Source organism: Providencia sp. PROV202 (assembly GCF_028479565.1).
GTDB classification, from domain to species: Bacteria; Pseudomonadota; Gammaproteobacteria; order Enterobacterales; family Enterobacteriaceae; genus Providencia; species Providencia zhijiangensis.
Window position 1 is genome coordinate 65,895 of sequence record NZ_JAMPNV010000022.1, and the last position, 21,588, is coordinate 87,482.

General features: G+C 42.7%; 20 protein-coding genes. 8 read left to right on the forward strand and 12 right to left on the reverse strand.

The window, feature by feature from the left end; translation table 11 throughout:
• Positions 1-304: 304 nt before the first annotated feature.
• The gene (gene gltP / locus PR799_RS16490) at positions 305-1,612 is read right to left on the reverse strand and encodes a glutamate/aspartate:proton symporter GltP (protein WP_154602858.1); all 1,308 of its coding nucleotides are present in this window, start codon (positions 1,610-1,612) and stop codon (positions 305-307) included.
• Between the two features lie 395 nt (positions 1,613-2,007).
• A complete protein-coding gene (locus PR799_RS16495; RefSeq protein ID WP_272522812.1) occupies positions 2,008-2,670 on the reverse strand; it encodes a GntR family transcriptional regulator in 663 nt (220 codons plus the stop codon).
• A 429-nt stretch (positions 2,671-3,099) separates the two neighbouring features.
• On the opposite strand from PR799_RS16495, the gene PR799_RS16500 reads away from it, so the two are divergent.
• Genes PR799_RS16500 through PR799_RS16520 form a run of 5 tightly spaced genes read left to right on the forward strand, consistent with a single transcriptional unit; the run spans position 3,100 to position 9,291 of the window.
• The gene (locus PR799_RS16500) at positions 3,100-4,338 is read left to right on the forward strand and encodes an NRAMP family divalent metal transporter (protein WP_154628161.1); all 1,239 of its coding nucleotides are present in this window, start codon (positions 3,100-3,102) and stop codon (positions 4,336-4,338) included.
• A 27-nt stretch (positions 4,339-4,365) separates the two neighbouring features.
• A complete protein-coding gene (locus tag PR799_RS16505) occupies positions 4,366-5,145 on the forward strand; it encodes a LamB/YcsF family protein (protein WP_272522815.1) in 780 nt (259 codons plus the stop codon).
• Positions 5,142-5,948, forward strand: a complete 807-nt coding sequence (locus tag PR799_RS16510) for a putative hydro-lyase (RefSeq protein WP_154628163.1) — start codon at positions 5,142-5,144, stop codon at positions 5,946-5,948. The genes PR799_RS16505 and PR799_RS16510 overlap by 4 nt, the downstream gene beginning before the upstream one ends.
• A 9-nt stretch (positions 5,949-5,957) precedes the next feature.
• Positions 5,958-7,562: an urea amidolyase family protein gene (locus PR799_RS16515; protein ID WP_154628164.1), complete on the forward strand. Its 1,605-nt coding sequence runs from the start codon at positions 5,958-5,960 to the stop codon at positions 7,560-7,562.
• Entirely contained in the window at positions 7,549-9,291 is a 1,743-nt protein-coding gene (locus tag PR799_RS16520; RefSeq protein WP_272522818.1) for an acetyl/propionyl/methylcrotonyl-CoA carboxylase subunit alpha, read from the forward strand. Before PR799_RS16515 ends, PR799_RS16520 begins: the two co-directional genes overlap by 14 nt.
• Before the next feature lie 75 nt (positions 9,292-9,366).
• On the opposite strand, the gene PR799_RS16525 is transcribed toward PR799_RS16520, so the two are convergent.
• Positions 9,367-9,642, reverse strand: a complete 276-nt coding sequence (locus PR799_RS16525) for a hypothetical protein (RefSeq protein ID WP_154628166.1) — start codon at positions 9,640-9,642, stop codon at positions 9,367-9,369.
• Positions 9,643-10,106: 464 nt separating this feature from the next.
• On the opposite strand from PR799_RS16525, the gene PR799_RS16530 reads away from it, so the two are divergent.
• Positions 10,107-10,649 (forward strand): DUF924 family protein, encoded by a 543-nt coding sequence (locus PR799_RS16530; RefSeq protein WP_154628167.1) that lies wholly within the window; start codon positions 10,107-10,109, stop codon positions 10,647-10,649.
• Positions 10,650-10,710: 61 nt separating this feature from the next.
• Here PR799_RS16530 and PR799_RS16535 read toward each other — a convergent pair whose 3' ends face one another.
• The 5 genes from PR799_RS16535 to PR799_RS16555 form a co-directional block, all read right to left on the reverse strand.
• On the reverse strand, positions 10,711-11,310 hold the full coding sequence (locus PR799_RS16535; RefSeq protein ID WP_154628168.1) for a TorD/DmsD family molecular chaperone: 600 nt from the start codon (positions 11,308-11,310) through the stop codon (positions 10,711-10,713).
• A 124-nt stretch (positions 11,311-11,434) separates the two neighbouring features.
• Positions 11,435-12,211, reverse strand: a complete 777-nt coding sequence (locus tag PR799_RS16540) for a dimethyl sulfoxide reductase anchor subunit family protein (protein WP_154628169.1) — start codon at positions 12,209-12,211, stop codon at positions 11,435-11,437.
• A 1-nt stretch (position 12,212) separates the two neighbouring features.
• A complete protein-coding gene (locus PR799_RS16545) occupies positions 12,213-12,830 on the reverse strand; it encodes a DMSO/selenate family reductase complex B subunit (protein WP_036952921.1) in 618 nt (205 codons plus the stop codon).
• Between the two features lie 11 nt (positions 12,831-12,841).
• Entirely contained in the window at positions 12,842-15,271 is a 2,430-nt protein-coding gene (locus PR799_RS16550; RefSeq protein ID WP_154628170.1) for a DMSO/selenate family reductase complex A subunit, read from the reverse strand.
• A 308-nt stretch (positions 15,272-15,579) separates the two neighbouring features.
• The gene (locus PR799_RS16555) at positions 15,580-16,830 is read right to left on the reverse strand and encodes a mechanosensitive ion channel family protein (protein WP_272522823.1); all 1,251 of its coding nucleotides are present in this window, start codon (positions 16,828-16,830) and stop codon (positions 15,580-15,582) included.
• 180 nt (positions 16,831-17,010) lie between these two features.
• On the opposite strand from PR799_RS16555, the gene PR799_RS16560 reads away from it, so the two are divergent.
• On the forward strand, positions 17,011-17,535 hold the full coding sequence (locus PR799_RS16560; RefSeq protein WP_272522825.1) for an anti-virulence regulator CigR family protein: 525 nt from the start codon (positions 17,011-17,013) through the stop codon (positions 17,533-17,535).
• A gap of 332 nt (positions 17,536-17,867) precedes the next feature.
• Here PR799_RS16560 and PR799_RS16565 read toward each other — a convergent pair whose 3' ends face one another.
• The 3 genes from PR799_RS16565 to PR799_RS16575 all read right to left on the reverse strand — a co-directional run bounded on the left by PR799_RS16565 (position 17,868) and on the right by PR799_RS16575 (position 20,657).
• The gene (locus tag PR799_RS16565) at positions 17,868-18,443 is read right to left on the reverse strand and encodes a cysteine hydrolase family protein (protein WP_272522827.1); all 576 of its coding nucleotides are present in this window, start codon (positions 18,441-18,443) and stop codon (positions 17,868-17,870) included.
• A gap of 182 nt (positions 18,444-18,625) precedes the next feature.
• A complete protein-coding gene (locus tag PR799_RS16570) occupies positions 18,626-19,993 on the reverse strand; it encodes a sensor histidine kinase (protein WP_181477285.1) in 1,368 nt (455 codons plus the stop codon).
• Complete coding sequence (locus tag PR799_RS16575; RefSeq protein WP_154628175.1) at positions 19,983-20,657, reverse strand: response regulator; 675 nt, start codon at positions 20,655-20,657, stop codon at positions 19,983-19,985. Before PR799_RS16575 ends, PR799_RS16570 begins: the two co-directional genes overlap by 11 nt.
• A gap of 161 nt (positions 20,658-20,818) precedes the next feature.
• Here PR799_RS16575 and PR799_RS16580 point away from each other — a divergent pair, with 161 nt between their 5' ends.
• Positions 20,819-21,058 (forward strand): hypothetical protein, encoded by a 240-nt coding sequence (locus tag PR799_RS16580; RefSeq protein ID WP_154628176.1) that lies wholly within the window; start codon positions 20,819-20,821, stop codon positions 21,056-21,058.
• 170 nt (positions 21,059-21,228) lie between these two features.
• Here the strand turns inward: PR799_RS16580 and PR799_RS16585 are convergent, their stop codons facing one another.
• The gene (locus PR799_RS16585; protein ID WP_036952942.1) at positions 21,229-21,489 is read right to left on the reverse strand and encodes a DinI-like family protein; all 261 of its coding nucleotides are present in this window, start codon (positions 21,487-21,489) and stop codon (positions 21,229-21,231) included.
• Positions 21,490-21,588 lie beyond the last annotated feature (99 nt).

Here is a 21,588-nt window from a genome sequence, read left to right on the forward strand (position 1 = left end):
CTTAGCGGGTCGTCATTGAGTATATATCAATCGTAGATCTAATAGTGTACAAATATCAGCAGTAGAATGAAATAATAGCGCAATAAAAAATATTTAATAAATCGTTTTTTGATAAGGGTAGATATTATTTCTATTAATCAACTGATTTTAGGTAATGTTAGCATAACTGATTGAATGCTAAAATGATTATCATAAGACTGGGTGAGGGGAGATCAACGATGAACACGTTGATTCAAAGCCATCTTTAATATTTTAAAGATGGCTTTAGTTAGAAATAAGAAGAGCCTGGATTTTTAGTCTTTAATTAAAAACTTTCCTCATACTCTCGGGCTTTTTTCTCATCATAATTGTGTTCCCATTTGGCGATAATCAAGGCAGCTAACGCGTTACCAACCACATTAAGTGCAGTCCTTGCCATATCGAGAATACGGTCAACACCAGCAATGAATGCCAAACCTTCCAATGGAATCCCCACAGAACCTAACGTTGCCAGCAAGACGACAAATGAAACTCCCGGAACCCCAGCAATCCCTTTTGACGTGATCATTAAGGTAAAGACTAAAATAAGCTCTTGCCCTAATGACAGCTCGATACCATATAACTGAGCAATAAAAATGGCGGCAATACTTTGATATAAAGTGGAGCCATCTAAGTTAAATGAATAACCAATTGGGATAACGAAACTGGTGACAGATTTTGGCGCACCATACTTTTCCATTTTATCCATAATACGTGGAAGTACAGTTTCAGAGCTGGCTGTGGAATAAGCAAGCAGCAACTCGTCTTTCAATATTCTCATCAGAGTAAAAATATTAATTTTGCAATAACGAGCTACAATTCCAAGTACCACAACGGCGAAGAAAATAATCGCACAGTGAACCAAAATAACTAACTTCAGCAGAGGAACCAGTGAGGTAAATCCAAAGTTTGCAACGGTGACGGAAATTAATGCAAACACCCCGATTGGTGCATACATCATAATCATGTTAGTCACGCGGAACATGGTTTCAGAAAAAGTTTGCAGAACATCTAATAGCGGCTGTTTTTTGGCTACGGGTAAAGAGGATAAACCTAAACCAAATAAAACCGCGAAGAAGATCACAGGAAGCATATCGCCACTCGCCATAGCAGCAAAAATATTGCTCGGTACCAAAGATAATAAAGTATTCACGATCCCTGAAGGATGGCTAGCAACCTCCTGTGTCGTTTTTTGGTACTGAGAAATATCCACTTGAGTGAGCTGAGACATATCAATGCCCACACCGGGTTGGAAGATATTGGCAAACGAAATACCCACAATGATGGCAATAGTAGTAATGATTTCAAAATAAAGAATAGTTTTGAAACCTAGCGTGCCTAATTGTTTTGTATTCCCGACACCAGCGATCCCCACAATCAAGGTCGAAATGACGATAGGTACAACAATCATTTTGATTAATTGAATAAAAATCTTACCTGCGGGAGAGAGAACATTCAGTATTAACCAATCTTTGTATTCCACGCTTTCGTGCAATAAAGCGCCAACGATAACACCTAAAATAAGCGCAACTAGAATCTGCCACCCTAAACCAAATTTAAACGGTTTTTTTGGAACGATGTTGTTTAGTGTCATAAATAATTCTCATTTATATTAATAATATTTAACATTGTATTTTTATTATGCTCAGTTTTATAACCAATATTCGGAAAAACCACAATCATTTATTCGAGAAAGTAGAGTTATTTACAATGGTTACTTATAACAAATTGTAAATTAAGTTTCTGAAATAGAATGTTTTGTTAATATTTATTTCTGTTTGTATCTGTATGTGTTGATAAATTGATAACAAAAAGTGATTAATCTAATCTATAAAGATTGTTAAATACAATTTTTGTGAGTTGAGATTTTTATGAAGTGTTTAATTCTGCAATATCTATGCAAATAATCTTGCATAGATATTGAATTAAAAAAATAAAGGGGCAACAAAAGACAGTGAATAAAGTGAGCAACCCGCAACATTGAGGATTTTATAGTAGTGATTGACTGCGTTTGTAGGCGGCAAGTAATGTTCGTTCAGATAAATCCAGATAGTGCAGAAGTTCAGTGGCAGCTTCTTGGTTTTTACCCGCATCAAGTAATTCTAAAATAGCGTAGTTTTTATCAATATAGGGAGCGTAGAGCAGTTTGGCATCATTTAAATGACCAAAAGCTAAACGTAGCTCTGCGGCAATATTATGATAAAGCTTAATTAACCTTTCACTGTCCGACAATTCCACAATCGCGGTATGAAACTTCATATTGGCGGTACCGACACCCACCCAATTCTCCGTTTTTTCATGTTCTCGAGCTTCAGCGACAGCGAGTTTCATTTTTTGAACGGCAGGATGCAGTGCATAAGCATGGGTCAATGAATCACATTCAATTAATCGACGTACTTGGTAAATATCAATAATTGCCGCCATATCTGGGACGGAAACATACACCCCTTTATTGGGAGCGTAGGTGAGTAGACCTTCTTGGGTTAATACGCGAAAGACTTCCCTTAAAGTATTACGAGAAATATCCAGCTCTTCACTCAATGCAGCTTCTGATAAACGTTGCCCCGGCGTTAACTCACCAATCGTAATTTTATGGCGGATAGTTTCTGCGATAGTGACTGACAAGGTTTGTGCGACGGACTGTTTTTTCATAAAAAGGCGAGCCTAGTTGAAGAAAAGTAGGGTGAACAGTTCATTAAAACAGGTATTTGAGCGCTATCTTCACATATTCGCTGTAGGGCAGCAAGACTCCTTTTATGCACTCATTCAGGGCATTTTCCTTTTTGAGCACTAAATTGGTGCTTTGACGTATTACGCCTCTCATTCTTAATGTTACAGATAAACATTAATTGTTAAAAAAGTGATCAAGATTTGATTTTTAACTTACCAGAAACGATTTTGATTGCTTAATTATTCATCGCTCCGTATTAATTGTTCAACAATCCGTATTCAATAAATTAACAATCCATACTATTGATAGAACAATGGCACGAAAATTGCCTCTACAAATGAGTTCAGTATTAAAAAACTTGCACAACATCAAAATACAGATAACAACAAAAACTACAGAGGAGTATGCATATGGCAGCTCATGAAAATATCTCGACAGCAGAATATGTGAAGAAACGCCGTTCCTCGCTGATTGGCGCTATTTTCTTAATGGCAACATCAGCGATTGGTCCCGGATTTATCACTCAAACCGCGACATTTACCGTGACTTTAGGTGCCGCATTTGCTTTTGGTATTTTAGCCTCTATCGTGATTGATTTCGTGGTACAGCAAAATATTTGGCGAGTGGTGACACTCACGAAAATGCACTCATCCGATATCGCCAATGCAACAATTCCCGGAAGTGGCTATTTGCTGGCTGTATTAGTCATCTTTGGGGGATTGATATTTAATATCGGTAACATTGCCGGGGCAGGTTTAGGTCTGAACGCACTTGTTGGTCTCGACCCTAAATGGGGTGGTTTACTCAGTGCGCTCTTAGCGATTTATATATTCTCGTCCCGCAAAGCCAGTAGTTTTATTGATAGATTAATCATTGCATTAGGTTTGGTCATGATTGGTCTAACCCTCTTTGTGATGATTGCATCTAACCCACCAATTGGTGAAGCACTACGTCAAAGCGTACTCCCAGACACCGTTGATTTTGCGATGATCACCACGATTGTTGGCGGAACGGTCGGTGGCTATATCTGCTACGCAGGGGCGCATCGTTTACTGGATAAAGGCGAAGTTGGCGTAGAAAACATCAAAGCAGTGTCTAGTGCGGCGACCAAAGGAATCATCGTCGTCGGCGTAATGCGCTATGTCCTGTTTTTAGCCATCTTAGGTGTGGTTGCCAGTGGCGTGACGATTGATATTTCAGGTAAAGCGGCGAACCCTGCCTCTCAAGCTTTCCAAGCCGCGGCGGGTAACTTTGGCTTGCGTATTTTCGGTTTAATTTTATGGGCGGCGGCACTGACTAGCGTTATCGGCGCAGCGTATACCTCCATGAGCTTCTTAAAAGCGTTCAAATCGTCCATTACGGAAAGACAACGTAATATTGCCACTATCCTGTTCATTGCCATTTCATTGGCTGTTTACCTGTTAATGGGAACCGCGCCAGCTGCTTTATTGGTTTTCGCTGGTGGTTTTAACGGCTTGATTTTACCGATTGGTCTGACTTTGTTTGTCTATATTGGCTGGAAACGTGCAGATTTAATGGAAGGCTATCATTACCCACGTTGGTTACTGTGGTCGGGTGTCGTGACCTGTGCCTTAACGTGGTATATGGGCGCCATGTCTGTGAGTGCAATTTTCAACTACTTAAAATAAGCCGTTATCAAGGATTGAGGAACAATAATGAATAAGCAAATCGACCTAAATAGCGATCTTGGTGAAAGTTTTGGTCAATGGAAAATGGGCAATGATGAGGCAATGCTGAACATTGTCAGTAGCGCCAACATTGCCTGTGGATTTCATGCGGGCTCTCCCGATGGGATCCTCCAAACGCTCATTGCCGCACAAAAGCAGGGGGTGACGGTAGGAGCGCATGTGGGATATCCGGATTTAGTTGGATTTGGTCGTCGAAATATGGATATTGCGTCTAACGAATTAACCGCAGACGTGATTTATCAAATTGGTGCATTAAAGGGGCTTGCAACGGCGGCAGGCACCCAAGTGGAATATGTCAAACCTCACGGTGCGCTGTATAACACCATCGCCCATGACAAGCGCCAAGCAATGGCTGTCATTGATGGGATCTTGAGGATTGATAACCAGTTAACGCTGGTGGCATTAGCGGGGGCCCCATTGATTGGCTGGGCAAAAGAGAGCGGATTGAATGTGGTTGCAGAAGCCTTTGCGGATAGAGCGTACAACAGCGATGGTACGCTGGTCTCTCGTAAGCTAGCGGGTTCCGTTCTGCATGATCCAGAGTTAGTGGCTAAGCGCATGTTGCAGTTAGTGAATGAAGGCGGTGTACTCGCTATTGATGGAAAATTCACCCCCGTTGAAGCAGGTTCCATTTGTGTACATGGGGATAGCCCCGGTGCATTAGAGATGGCGAGAAAAGTGCGTGAACTCTTTGAGCTGCAAGGGATCGGTATCCGTGCATTTGCAGGAAAGGGAGGCCAAGCATGAATGCATTAATGAAAGCCTCAAAAGAGGCAATTCAAGCTGCGAAAGTGGCGAGAGAAGCGATTCGCTATGGCTATGATAAACCCACAGCAGGTATGGCGCCGGGAATGACTCAAGCCAATATGATTGCGTTGCCGAGAGATTGGGCGTTTGATTTCCTACTTTATGCTCAACGTAATCCCAAAAGTTGCCCTGTTTTGGATGTGTGCGAATCAGGGAGTTGGCAAACAGTGTTAGCCGAAGGTGCCGATCTGCGTACCGATATTCCTCGTTATCGTGTTTGGGAACAGGGCAAGCTGGTGGATGAAATAACGGATGCGACGGCCATTTATCAGCAACATCCTGACTTAGTGACTTTCTTGATTGGTTGCAGTTTTACCTTTGAAACACCGATGATAGAGGCGGGTATTGATGTCCGCCACATTTCTGATGGTTCCAATGTGCCGATGTATAAAACTAACCAACTATGTCGCCCTGCGGGGCGTTTAGAGGGCGAGCTCGTGGTATCCATGCGCCCAATCCCTGCCGATCGTGTTGCCGATGCCGTTATGATTTCGGGGCGTTTCCCCGCGGTACACGGCTCTCCCGTACATATTGGCGCACCTGAATTACTGGGGATCCAAGACATTATGCGCCCTGATTTTGGGGATGCCGTCCGCATTGAAGACGGTGAAATTCCCGTATTTTGGGCTTGTGGTGTGACGCCTCAAGCAGCGGTGATGAAATCGGGTGTTCCTTTTGCGTTGAGTCATGCTCCGGGATATATGTTTATCACGGATGTTCCTGACAATGCTTACCACGTATAGGGGAGGCTTATGCGTTTCTTACCTGTCAATTTAAGCGCGTTTATGGTTGAACTGCCGAGCCTCGAACAGACGATGGCACTGACGGACTCATTAACGCATTACCCGATTAAAGGCATTGAAGAGATAACCCCAGCGGCACGAACGGTATTAGTGCGTTATAACCCAGCCATTGAGCATGTTAATGCGATCGTGCAGCAAATTTCTCTTCGTAATATTGAAGGCGGTGAATCCAAAACGGGAAAATTAATCACGATTCCGGTGCACTATACTGGGGAAGATTTATCGGAAGTCGCGGAGTATTTAGGCATCTCTATTGAAGAGGTGATCCGCCGTCATACTGAAAGTGAATATTTGGTGGCCTTTAGCGGCTTCGCCCCCGGATTTGGTTATATGGTCTCGAAGCAAGCCCAATTACAGGTACCGCGCCGCCAATCCCCTCGCGTGCGAATTCCTGCTGGTTCAGTGGCATTGGCGGGGGAATTTAGCAGTGTGTATCCACAAGCCAGCCCAGGCGGTTGGCAGCTGATAGGTCAGACAGATTTAGCCGTATGGGATATTAATCGCCCAGAGCCAGCACTCTTACAAGCGGGTTATCGGGTGCAATTTGTTGACCAAAGCAAGAGTCCCGTGAGCTATAGCTTACCGAGCCAAACGGACATTAAACCTATCGATGAGAGCCAAACTTACGATCTCACTGTGCTGGCGACCGGGCTACAAACTTTATTTCAGGATAAAGGGCGTATAGGGCAATCCGCGTTAGGGATCTCCGAATCAGGGGCGATGGACAAATCGGCGCTATACAGTGCCAATCGTTTGGTGGGTAACTGCACGCAATCCACCGTATTGGAAGTGACGCAAGGCGGCTTAAAAGTCCGTGCTAATCGAGACCTGTTGGTTGGTATTACCGGTGCTGAATGTCCTGTCACCATCACGACGGAAGATGGGCAGATATACACCTCAGCAACTTACCACCCCATTCACCTCGCGAAAGGGGATGTCATTCAATTAGGACGCCCAACTAAAGGTGTACGTAGCTATTTTGCAGTACGTGGGGGCTTTTCTGTGACACCGGTTCTTGAAAGCTGCTCATTCGATACGTTAGCTCAGGTTGGTCCCGCACCATTAATGGTTGGGCAATCTTTATCGATTTATCAAAAAATGAACCATCGCGCGATTTCACTCACAGAATCACCAGCTTTTGACTACCCGACCGCAGATGATGTGGTGGTACTGGATGTGGTGATGGGGCCTAGAACAGATTGGTTTACTGAACAAGCAGCGGAATTACTGCGCCAGCAAGTTTGGCAGGTGACTGCCGCCTCAAACCGTATTGGGTTACGCCTTGCGGGTGAAGTGCCGCTAAGCCGAGAGCTGTTGCATGAATTACCAAGTGAAGGTACCTGTATTGGTGCCATCCAAGTCCCCGCTAATGGGCAGCCGGTCTTATTTTTAAATGACCACCCATTGACGGGAGGATATCCGGTGATAGGGGCGGTGTGTGACTATCATTTGGATCTTGCAGGGCAAATCCCTGTGAATGGCAAAATCCGCTTTAATCCATTACGTGAATTTTATCAACTTGAAGGGAGTCATGAAGCTTATGAATACCAATAATAAAAATGCACAGCATAAGGTACTGATTGCCAACCGCGGTGAGATCGCCGTACGTATTATTCGTGCTTGCCGCGATTATGGTTTTGCGTCTGTGGCAGTGTATGCCGATAGCGATATTGACGCATTGCATGTCAACATGGCGGACGAAGCTTATGGGCTAGGTGGCAATACCCCAGCGCAGAGCTACTTAAACATTGAGAAACTGATTGAGATAGCGAAAAAATCCGGTGCAACGATGGTGCATCCGGGCTACGGTTTCCTTTCTGAACGTGCTGAATTTGCGCGAGCAGTGCAACAAGCAGGCTTGATTTGGATTGGACCAAGCCCTGAAAGTATTGATATTTTGGGGGATAAAGTTCAAGCCCGCCATATTGCTTTACAAGTCGGTGCGCCGCTCGTTGTGGGAACCAAAGATCCCGTTGAAACCGCTCAAGAAGTGGTGCAATTTGCCCATCAACATGGGCTACCCATCGCAATTAAAGCCGCATTTGGCGGCGGTGGTCGCGGTTTAAAAGTGGCGTGGCAGATGCACGAAGTCGAAGAGCTATACCACTCTGCGGTGCGTGAGGCGACAGCGGCATTTGGTCGCGGGGAATGTTTTATTGAGCAATTTTTGCATAACCCGCGCCATATTGAAGCGCAAGTTATCGCTGATACCCACGGTAACGTTGTTGTCGTGGGAACGCGGGATTGTTCGTTGCAACGCCGAAACCAAAAGCTGGTGGAAGAGTCACCCGCCCCGTTTTTAGCCCCTGAACTGGAACAGCAAATCATTCGCGCTTCCACGGATATTTGCCGTAAAGCGGGCTATGTGGGCGCTGGAACGGTCGAGTTCTTATTAAGCCAAGAAGGTACCTTATCCTTCTTAGAAGTGAACACCCGTTTGCAGGTTGAGCACCCAGTTACAGAAGAAACGGCAGGCATTGACTTGGTGGTTGAGCAGCTACGCATTGCTGAAGGTTTGCCTCTGAGTATTCAAGAAACCCCTAAGCCTCGTGGTCATGCTTTTGAATTTCGTATCAATGCAGAAGATGCCGGAAATGGTTTCTTACCGACTCCGGGAACCATTTTACGTTTTGATGCGCCATCAGGCCCAGGCGTCCGTGTTGATAGTGGCGTTGAAACAGGCAAAACCATTCCCGGTACCTTTGACTCGTTAATGGCCAAACTGATTGTGGTGGGGCAAACTCGTGAACAAGCGATTGTACGTGCGCGTCGCGCATTAGCGGAATTTAACATTGAAGGGATCGCGTCCGTATTGCCTTTTCATCGTGCGGTAATGGAGCAAGCGGATTTTTGTGAGAACTTTAAGGTGCATACCCGTTGGATTGAAACGGAATTTAGTGTTGAAATTTCCCCTGCGAAACGCCAATTACCACAAGCCGAACTCCCGTTAACACGGTCATTTATTGAAATTGACGGGAAACGTTGCGAACTGGGTTTGCCCGCGCAACTGTTTGCTGGAATGGCAGTGAATCCAACGACGGTTACCCCAGCGACTCAAAGCGTTGAAAATAACCCTAACAGCGTGAATGCCCCTATTTCTGGCGTGCTATTCAACTGGTTAGTTCCTCAAGGAAATAAGGTGACAGAAGGGGACATCATTGGTGTGATGGAGGCAATGAAAATGGAAGTTCAAGTTATTGCCCACCGTTCAGGGGAACTGAAATATACGGTTAAACAAGGGGATTTTATCAATGCAGATAATAAAATTGCGGAGATTATTTAATCGTTAATTGCTAATGGCGATTAATTGTTAATAGGGGGTGGCGAACGACCACCGCCTTACCTATTTGATCCTAACTCAACGTGATTTACGTTCCGGTAAGTTGCGTACGGGGAGTGGTGGATTAGGTGCGGGTACGATATTTTTTTCCTCTTTGGCGATTTCATCGCTATCACGATAAACCTCACCACATAAGAAAAACAAATTAGGGCGTTTCGCCTCTAAATAGGATTTTCGGCTCATGCACTGTTCTTGGGTAAAAATGGTTTCGGTCACGGGTAATGCATCGCATGAATCAGTGCCACAAGGACTGACCCACAAAGCCCAACCGATAAGTACCATATGTCCTGCCATTTATCTTGCCTTCCCACTCACCGCTAATGAAGTACACCCAAGATGTCAAATTAACACGCTCAATATATAGGGGCGTGTTCTTTGTCTATAAAATGCTTTGTCTATAAAATATAAGTCAAATTCTAACATTGGATTAAATAAATGTATGTATTCATACGATAGATAAATTTAAATTCACATTAAACAGCAAATAAGAATGTGTGATCGAGCATTTATCATTATCAAAAAAAGAATACTTGTCTTGATGCAATAAAAACGTGATGCGATAAAAACGTGATGTAGTAAAAACAGTAGGAAGTTACAGAGTGCTATCGCGATTATTTTAGGGCTAGCTCGCAAATAACAAAATTTTTATCTGCAAATTTGTGTTTTCAGATCTCCATCCTGTCAATTTGAACTATTTTTATCTACGATGAACCCGATATCGTAATAATAATCGCAATAATAATATAAATAGGTAACTTATGAATGCCATGGAAGAAGTGCTTTCATTTTGGTTTGAAGAATCAACCCCAAAACAGTGGTTTGAAAAAAGCGAGAAATTCGACTTAACCATCGCAAAACGTTTTACTGCGCTCAGTGAACAGGCGGCAAAAGGGGAGCTGGCTTATTGGCGAGTCTCTATTCGCGGCCGTTTAGCGGAAATTATTATTCTTGACCAGTTTTCCCGTAATTTATGGCGAGATACCCCAAAAGCATTCGCGCAAGATGCGATGGCGCTAGCGCTGGCACAAGAAGCCATTAAACAGCCGGATTATCATCTGCTTACGCTATCTCAGCGAAAATTTATGTTGATGCCATTTATGCATTCAGAATCAAGCTTTATCCACCTGCAAGCGGTGGAGCTATTCCGTATGTTGGGGGATGATAGTACGCTGGATTATGAAATGCGTCATAAGGCTATTATCGATAAGTTTGGGCGCTATCCGCATCGTAACGAGATCCTTGGTCGACCGTCAACTCGAGAAGAAATTGCCTTTTTACAGCAACCTAACTCGTCATTCTAATTCGTCTATATAAAAATGAGTTTGCTTACATACTCGCAAACTCATTTTCTTTTAAGGTTGATTAACGAAAAAGCTCGGCCGTGGCAGGCTGTAAACCTAGCTGTTTTTGCACGCCAGCCAAATAGGCCTGAGTGATTTTGGCAAGGGTAGGGTAAAACCCATGTTCAGTTGATGTTTGCTGGACTAACGTTAAGTAACGTTCCGCCCAAGGCAATAAATGCTGTTCGAGTAATTCCACAATGGCGTCGTCTTGACCTTGCTCTGCCAGTGCTGAAATGGCCATTAACATCAGACCAAATTGGTCTTCCGGTTCCCGTAATCCCGTATCAGTAACCAACCCATGAGACATTAAAAACTGGCGATAGGCGCTGGTGGAATCCCCCATAACGGTGTTGTCATGAGACAGATACACAGATCCCCATGGTGGTGCTGGCATCGCACCTTGACCTTCAAAAAGAATCGAAAAATCATAGGTAAGCGAGTCTGCTGGGTAATCACTTAATGCTTCGCAATCGGCAATCAGCTGAGTGGATTCCTGCCAATCATACAGGGATGGAATTTCACGCAGTACAGGTTGCAAGGTTTGAAACGTGGGAGTTTCAGGAGAGTAGTAAAACATTCCCCCTAAAATACGAAAAAGTGTGGTATCGAGAGTTTGCATGATATTACCTATAAAGCTGCAATTAATTTAAAGCTTCAATTAACTTAAAAGAAAGAGCCTGAATTCAGGCTCTTATATTATTATTTATCTTATACTGCTAACCATAATCTGCGGTTATAGCACCTTACATGGTGATTTGCCACAGGTTATAAAAGGCAATACGACCAGACAGTTCTGCGAGTAATACGGCGGCTGCGCAGGTCAGTAATGGAATTTTCGGTGAACGCTGCTTGATAGCGAAGCCAACGAACGCTGCTAAGGCAATCGCTAATACAATCACTTGGAAGCCCCAAAAGCCAGTCTGCTCTGCACTTAATGCGGGTGCAGTTTCGCTTAAAAATGCTTGGTAGCTGGCACGGCTGGCAAAAATCGCAAAGGTACCGACTAAAAATGCTGTTAATCCTAAACCTCGAGCACCGATTGCCATTGCAAGTGCACCACCGCCCACAAACAGGGTTGTCCACATTTGCAGTGTCGTGAATTGGGTATCCCAGTTAGCAATTGTCGCAATGTTATACACTTGCGGGATCGACCAAACGAACGCTAACCCTGAAATCACCGCTGCAATGTTAGACAGCTCGCGCAGAGCCGCTTGTTTAACAAAGTGAGTGAAAAACAGCGTCGCGGCAGCACAGCCCACAAACACGCCACTTAAGAACGCTTCATTACTCATTGGTGAGCGACCGACACCCAACAACATGTTGAAGAAACGCAGAGGTTGGCCGACGTGCAGTGCGCCAATACCCAAGCCAATCATCACAATGATAAATCCGATAATATTAGCTGTTTTCAGCTGCTTATCGTCGATTGACCCCATTTTTTTCGCAATATAAGCTAACAGAAATAAACCCGCCGCGGATTGCCCTAAGACAGTAAAGAAAACCAGTGGTAACTCATGCATATTAGACCTCCGCAGGGTTTTTCAATTCGCCACTTTTATCACCCGATGGTTTAGCATCTTTGTGTGGCTTGATGACGATATTCGGGTTAGTCAGGCTTGGATCTGGCATCGGTGCAATGCCGCACTCCGTACCGTGTAACTCACGTAAAACGGTAATGTCATCGAAATCTAAAGCGCGCTGCGGGCAAGACTCTACACAAACCGGCTTCATTCCTTTTGCGACACGTTCATAACAGCCATCGCATTTGCTCATCAGTTTTTTCTTTTCGTCAAACTGTGGTGCACCATATGGGCAGCGCAGTTCACAGTAACGACAGCCTACACAGATAGACTGGTCAACAACCACTAAGCCATCTTCACTGCGTTTGTGCATTGCACCCGTTGGGCAACCTTCTACACAAGTAGGGTTCGAGCAGTGGTTGCACGAAATAGACAGGTAGTAGCTATAGACGTTTTGTTGCCAAATACCGTCTTGTTTCTGCCAGCTACCGCCACCGAATTCATACACACGACGGAACTTAGGACCTAAATCTAAATCTTTTTCGTCCTTACAACTGACCTGACAGGTTTTACAGCCAGTGCATTTTGTGGAGTCAAAATAAAAGCCATACTGTTTCATCAATTAACTCCTTAAGCGCGTTTGACTTCAACAAGGTTAGTATGTTGTGGTGTGCCTTTCGCCAGAGGAGAAGGGACATGGGAGGTTAGGGTGTTGATACAACCACCAACATCTAAACCTTCGGTATTCAATGTGCGCCATGCACCTTGAGGCACCGCAATCACACCCGGTAAGACGCGCTCAGTCACTTTGACCTTAATCTGAATACGCCCGCGATCATTGAAGATTTCAGCTAAGTCGCCATTCTTCAAACCACGTTCTTGTGCATCAATTGGATTTAACCAGAATTGATGAGGAATAGCCTCACGCAGCATAGCCACGTTGTAATAGGTTGAGTGAACATGACCTTTATCGTGGAAGCCCGTCATTAATAAAGAGTGTTTTTTCTGTGAGGCTTGCGCTTCAACACCTTCTTTATTCACACAATATTCAGGAATAGCCGGAATACGCTGACCTTCTGGAAGTTCCCAGTTTTTCACGCGTTCAGCCAGTTTTTCGGAGTAAATTTCAATTTTGCCCGATGGCGTTTTCAGTGGATTATTCACTGGGTCATCACGGAAACTTTTCAGTGCCACGTTTTCAGCGCTATTGAGGAACTTACGGTCGATAATCCCCGCACCATCAGTCTCACTAAATTCAGGCAAATGAGGCATTTTTTCACGAGTTTTGTTGTAGCAAAACTCAATCCATTCTGCGTAGGTGCGGCCTTCAGTGAACTGATCTTTCACGCCCATTTTTTCTGCAATTTCGACTAATACATCGTAGTTTGGACGGTTTTCCCACAGTGGTTCAATGGCGTTTTGTAGACGCACCAGATAGTGATAAGCCCCACTTGCATAGGAGTTATTGATCAGGTCGTTTGTTTCGACGGTGGTCACATCTGGCAGCAGTAAGTCCGCATATTTTGCCGATGGAGTGTCGTGGTTATCCCAAACAAGGATAAACTCACATTTTGATTCATCAGACAGAATTTCATGGGTCTTATTCAAGTCACCATGCTGGTTTCCGATGACATTACTGGAATAACACCACATAAATTTGATGTCGTTATTCAGCTTATCAACGCCTTTGATCCCACCATTTTCAGCGGTTAACTCTTTACCGCGCACAATCGCTTCTGACCACATATACGTAGGGATCAACGCTTTCACTGGGTTCGGTAAGCCAAATCCAGCCACTGGATAGGCAAAACTGTTACCCCATAAACCAGTGTTAGTCCCTGAACGACCAATATTGCCAGACATAATAGGCAGCATCATGATAGAGCGACAGGCTTGCTCACCATTTTCGGTACGTTGTAAGCCCCAGCCTTGTGAGATCCAAGCACGTTGAGCGTTACCAATTTCGCGGGCTAACTGAATGATACGTGAAACCGAAATACCTGTTAATTTGCTCGCCCACTCAGGGGTTTTCGCAATACCATCAGGACCATTGCCCAAGATGTAATCTTTGTAAGAGGCATTACGTGGCGCTGAAGCTGGCAGGGTTGATTCATCCCAGCCCACACAGTAATTTTTCAGGAATTCTTCGTCGGTTAAGCCTTCTTGGATCATCACATAACCCAGGGCTGCCACTAACGCGGCGTCAGTACCCGGATAAATAGGGATCCACTCAGCGCCTAACGTTGTGACGCTATCGGTGCGGCGAGGGTCAATAATGATCACTTTTGCTTTGCTCTTATCGAGGGCATTTAGCGTTTCATAGAACTGACCACCACCGGACATACGGGTTTCAGCCAAGTTATGACCGAACATCACCACGAGATCGGAGTTTTGGATTTCAGTTAAATAAGACTCTTCCACACTGCCGTAAACATATGGCGTGATTTCCATTAGCTGTGCGTAGGAATAAGTCCCGTAGTCACCTAAAAATCCACCGGTTAAACTTAAAAGACGTTTACAGGCCGCTCGACCATGCAAGTTGGCACCTGTTGAACCGGAACCATATTGGTAATAAATGGCATCGCTGCCGTATTTATCGATGGTGTATTTCAGTTTTTCAGCAATGATAGTGGTGGCTTCATCCCAGCTAATTTTTTTGAACTTACCTTCACCACGTTTACCCACACGCACCATTGGGTATTTTAAACGATCTGGATTATAGGTTTTCCAGCGAACTGAACGACCACGCAGACAAGGGCGAATTTGGTGCTCTCCCAGTGTTGAATCGTCATACATGGTTTCATTGGAAATACGGCTGATAACGCCATCTTTCACATGAACTTTTAGAGGGCAGCGGCTACCACAGTTGACTAAACAAGCGCTGTAGCTGATTTTCTCACTGACTTCGTCGGGCATGATGGTTGGTGTTTTTGCTTGAGCAGCAAAAGGCAGAGTGATTGAGCCTGCAACGGCGGCTGCACCCGCTACGGTTGCGGAGGTCTGAAGAAATTCCCTCCTGCTCAGTTCTGCGAAATGAGTATTTGTTTTATTTTTATGCATTGACATTGCCTATATGTAAATAACGTATTAGGTATGTTCAATATGTTAGAAAAAATACCCACTCACTAACATGATATGCATCAACAATATCCTTGATAACACCAAGGGAAATATTTTTATTTGTTTAATTTATAAGGAGTTTTTTTATCGTGGATACCCATTTTGTTCTATTTTTATTATCAATCGTTATATTCAAAATTATATAATGGTAGGGTGTGATCTGTGGGTATAAGAGGGGTTTCCCCCTCTAGGCAGGCTGGCCATGTTCGCTAATCATTAAGTAGTATTTATAAGTTACCTATGATGAGTTATTTATTCGCTGAATGACCTAAGAATCGAACATCATTACCGGTAGGTGACTGATGCACAGATAAGTTGAATTGTGGCAGGATAGAAAAAATATGGTCAAAAATATCCGATTGGATACGTTCATACTCTAACCACACTGTCGTGTTGGTAAACGCGTAAATCTCAATTGGAATACCGTTTGAGTCTGACTCCAGTTGGCGAACCATGATGGTCATATTTTTATGGATCTGCGGGTGAGTGCGCAGATATGCTTCAATATAGGCACGAAATGTCCCGATATTTGTGAGGCGTCGCTGGTTGAGTGGCGTCGCTTTATCTTCGGGTAACGCAGAGTTGAAGACCTGAATTTCAGAGATTTTTTTCTCAATATAAGGCTCTAATAAGTTGGCTTTTTCAAAGTTGTTAATTTCTTCAGGTTTCAAAAAATGAATACTATTGGCATCGATACGTAGGCTGCGCTTGATACGGCGTCCGCCTGATTCGGTCATGCCTTTCCAGTTTTTAAAGGAATCTGAAATCAGGGCATAAGTTGGAATGGTGGTGACGGTATTATCCCAATTTCGAACCTTAACCGTAGTCAATCCAATATCAATCACCGCACCATCTGCACCGTATTTCGGCATTTCCAGCCAATCACCAATGTTGACCATGTTATTCGCAGAGAGCTGAATACCAGCGACTAATCCCATAATCGGATCTTTAAACACCAACATCATGACAGCGGTCATCGCACCTAACCCACTGAGGATAATCAACGGAGATTTACCAATCAGTAGCGCGATGATCATAATCGAAATTAAAACAGTGGCGATAAGCTTAATGCTTTGGAAAATTCCACGTAGCGGGAGATGTGCCGTTTTTGCCGCACGTTGTAATACGCCCAGCGTGATATCTAAAATGGAATAAATAGCCAGCAAGCCAAACAGCAAGCACCATGCTTGGGAAGCGACATTCAATACCATTTGTGTCGTTGAGCCCGAAGATAGCCATAAGGTGGACTGAATGTTGACCACAATACCTTGAATAATAAAGGCAATTCGATTGAACAGATTATATTGGGTGAGTTGATGTTGCCAACCGGAACCCGCTTTTAATCCTCTTTTTTCAATCGTAGGAAGCAAAATTTTGTGCAGAAAAAGATGCAAAATCAGGGCGACAATCAGTATCAGCCCAAGAACCATTAAGAGAGAGGCGAGGGTGGCATAGTCTTGATTAAACTGGCGAGCCCAGTCGAGCAGTTGCTGCTGCATAAATTCTCCTTTATTGCGTTATCCATAAATGACGACCCAGTATAAGCAAATAGGACTTAAGTTTGGCTGAAATTACTAACATTTACATAACATTACTGTGAATGAGCCATTTCCTATTGCTGTCCTCTTACTGGGGACATAATGTTTTACGACCCAGCATGGTAAGGAATTCACAATAAAATGCACATCGAAAATAAAGCCAAAAAACCATTTATTTTGCAGTTTATCTTACTGCCTGCACTCATGTGCATGCCGCTATTTGCTCTGGCTTCTAACCATCAAGGTAATGAAGGAAATGGTAAGCATAAGGGTGACTATTATTATTATGATCATGATGACCACCATCATAAGCATAATAAAAAGCATAAACATAAGGGCAAAAAATATGACTGTGATGTGAAGAAATTCTCAAGTCATTATGATAACTCTTTGATTAGTATTAATATCAATTTCGGCGATGTTCGCCCCGTTGCCATCAATTATGGGCTAGTGGGTTATCAAGGACTTCCTCCTGGAATTGAAAAACAGATCCGTCGAGGTAAGCCGTTGCCGCCGGGAATTGCTAAAAAAGCGTTACCCGCCTCATTTAGAGCTTGTTTGCCAACTTACTCAGGGTATGAGTGGCGAATGAGTGGAAAAGATTTGCTGTTAGTCGCGATTAAAACGGCGATAGTGGCAGAAATTATTGAGAACGTATTTGAATAAAAAAACGGCCTTAAAAAAGGCCGTTAGCAAAAATTTGCAAATACTTGAATGAGGTAAATGAAAGGTTTGATTGACTAAGGTTTAACTAAAGTTTAAAGCAAATTACATAAAACGCTTGGACAGTAATTCAACAACTTCTTGCAGGTTAACGAAAAATTCTTTGATGCTTTTCATGTTCGCTCCGAATGTTAATGTGTGATCTTGATCACGTAGGAGCATTCTAGTTTTTTATTGATCAAAGTCAATAATCAGCCAAAAGATATTTTAAATATTAAACTAATTTTTAATCTGAAAGTTGTAAATTATTGTTTACATCATACTCATTATGACGGTTATTTGCCTTGCATAAACGTCTTGCTGGATGAAATCGTGGCTAAACTCGTCAGCGCCTGCATACTTTGTTCGTGTAGTTCAATGGTTGCAGCGGCACACACATCTTCGAGGACATGGCAAAAATAGCCTAAATCATGGGCTTGTCTCACACTACTTTGGATTGCCATTACTGAACTGACGCCACCAAAATAGAGCTGAGTAATATCATTATCGTTGAGCCATTGGTGGAGCTTATTGCCTGCAAATGCCGAGACGCCTTTCTTAATAATAACCCTGTCTTGCATATGAACTTCCAAATCTTCCACCCAATGGCAGCCATAGCCGCTTAATTTTAATGCGCCTTTCTGTTTAGCTTGTGAAAAAAGTGGAGAGCCTGCGGGGATATCTTGATAATTATCGCTAAAGCCAACTTTGACCCAAATAACAGGAATACGCTGACTTCTTGCGTAATTAGCGGCTTGATTCGCCTTCTCAATAATATTGCGGGAATTGACTTGGGAATAACTGCTATTGGATAAACCATTTTTACCCACAATATCGTTAATAAGATCAATGATGATTAGCGCTTGTGACATTATTGCCCCTTTTTATGGCCAAGTAGTTTAGTTGCCATTAAGTCGTTTAATTGCCATTAAGTCATTTAATGACAATTAAGTAATTTAACGTAATAGGGGATTGTAATGCTTATTGCGCACTCGGGATGTTAACTGAATAACATTATTTTAATTAATGGTATTATTCTCGACTACCGACTCAATTAAGGCAAATCAATAATAAATCCAATACCTTTATTTTCTAATCCATCAGTGACTTTTAATGTCGCACCTATTTTTGATGCCAAGTTATGGGCGATAGATAATCCTAAACCGCTTCCTGTTTCTAATGTTCCAGGCACACGGTAAAAGCGAGAAAATAAATGCGCACGACTCTCTTCTGGAATACCGCGTCCATTATCTTGAATTGTAATGGTGGCTCCAAAAGGGGTGAGATCAGCCAGTGTCACTTTTATTTTGGCTTTTTCTGGCGAATATTTAATCGCATTTTCGATTAAATTAGTGAACACATTACTCAGCGCCAGCTTATCAGTTTCAATATAAAAAGAATCTGGACTGGATAATTCCACATCAATATGTTTATTGAGAGCATAAGGAATGTGCGATGAAATGAGATTACTGATTAACATCGGTAAATCAATGTTCTCCTTACGAATGGCAAAATCTTCCGCTTCCAAACGTGCGAGATCAATTAATTGATGAGATAAAGAGGCGGCCCGCGTTAATGTCTCTTTCATATCATTAATAATTTCAGCTTTTTCTTTTGGATTATCGATATGCATTAACACATGTAATTGTGCTGTCACTGCTGCAATCGGCGTCCGCAATTCATGAGCCGCATCTGCCATAAAACGTTTTTCGCGTAAATTAGCGGCATCTACTCGCGCCATTAATTGGTTAATTGCGGAAATAATCGGGCGAGTTTCTTTATACATATCTTTGGTATCAATCGGCGTTAAATTTCCCGGTTGACGCGATGAAATAATTTTAGCGACTTGTTTAATTGGACGAATACTAAAATAGGCAGTGATCAAAATAGCGATTAACATTATGCCTAAAATAAAGGCAAGAGGAATGGCGGTGCCTTCGGCTGGGTTACCAATTAACTTTCGTCGCTCAAGATACGATTCTGCAATCACAACTTCGAGGGTATGGTCATCATCCCATGCAGAGGTGAAATGCCAATCTTTATGTTGGGCAGTTAGCATCTCGACCGATTTTAGTGATGGGTCCGAAATCTTTTCACTATTGCGATATAACACATGTCCCCGATTATCTCGCACAACCATATACGGTTTATAGCTAGTTTCGATGCCGTTTTCCATGGCATCGGTATACATTTTTTGCAGAATAACCGCGAGCTTATCAAAATATTCTGGAGTATCTGATACTGTACCTAATGTACGCGCAATCCCTTGTGTGACAATTTGCTGTTGTTGGTTAAATTCATCATCATCGACCAAATCAGGTAGATAAAAAAATTGTAACCAACCGACTAGCAGCAGCCATAAAAAGATGACTGCGCCAATCTGAATACCAAATGTGTAGACAAGAAAGGATTTAATCTTCACCAGATTGCGCTTCTTTTTTTAGTAAATAACCGATGCCACGGATAGTAATAATTCTATCTTTACCAATTTTGCGGCGTAAATTATGAATGTGGACTTCAAGGGAGTTACTTTCCACATCATCCAAGCCAAATAAACGTTGCTCTAAATCCGTTTTTCGCACGACATTGTCGGCATTTTTAATTAACTCGTATAGCAACAGATATTCTTTGCCGGAGAGTAATAATAATTGACCATCCAAGGTGACTTGATGGTTTAATGGATTTAATTGCAGATTATCCAATTGCCAAATTTCAGATGAAAACCCAGCCATACGGCGGCTAATAGCCTTTACGCGAGAAATCAACTCTGGCATCTCAAAGGGTTTTGTTAAGAAATCATCGGCACCAGAATCTAAACTCGCCACTAAATTATCCATTTTATTGCGGGCGGTAAGAATAATAATCGGTATTGATTCTCCAGATTGGCGCCATGAAATTAATTCCTCTTGACCATCACCATCAGGTAATCCCAAGTCTAAAAGCATGACATCAAAATTGCGTGTCTGTAATTGCAGCTTAGCATCAGATAATAATCTGACCCAGCAAGGATTAAATCCGGCTAATTCTAGTCCACGACATAACGCTTTGCCGAGCTGAAGATCGTCTTCTACCAATAAAATATTCATATTTATTACCTCTGTTGCGGAGTATAAGCAGACTCCGCTCACCCAGCAACTAGGATATTTACCCCCTTAAGCATCCCTTAAGGTTGGTTTAACCAAATATTAAGGTACTAAAATGCAAAACCACTAATATACCCTCAACAACCATAACAAGAGCATTCATCATGAAACAAGCGTATATTGAAGTGCCTCTATTTATCGGGATTATTTTTATTGCCATGGTATTTATGGGGGAGAGTTTCAATAAGCCACAATTGGCGTTGAATCCGACGAAATTAAATGAAGTTCAGCGATGCACTGATGCGAAAACTTGCTTAGTAGAGGCTCGGATACTTGAAGTGAGTAAAACGAAACGTAATCCGGTGAATGAGTTTAAATCGTATCTTCGTCAGAAACTTTATTAATACTTTTTCGTCAATGGCGGAATAGTGAATTGTGGTGCTATCGGTTTTTATACGTAGAAGCGTATAAGTGATAGACAGAAATACATTGAAAGTGATTCAGATTAACTTCAAAGAATAATGAATTAAGAAATGGAAGATGGATATTACCCTTCCATTTCTCTGCGAATCATCTAGTCATCGGTATTTGCTTCAGGTAGCCAGCCGTCATCCATCCAAATTTCTTCTAAGATCTCTTCAATGCGTAATTTGTCATCCGCAATCTTTGTTCCTGAAATATTAATCGCCTGCTGAGAGCTAAAGCCTACTCGAGTGACCATATCAGGGTACTGTGACTGTAGTTTGCGTAAAATCTCAGACTCTAAAGCTTGTAAAACCAAGCCACTTGGTTTTTGTGGTGAATTCTTATCAAATAACACTTCGATGCGTAACATAATAGCCTCTACTAAAGACTGTGTTAATATACAGTATTTTTAGATCTATATGGTGATATTGTCAATATCCCGCATTGAATATTTTTTTATTGTGATAGC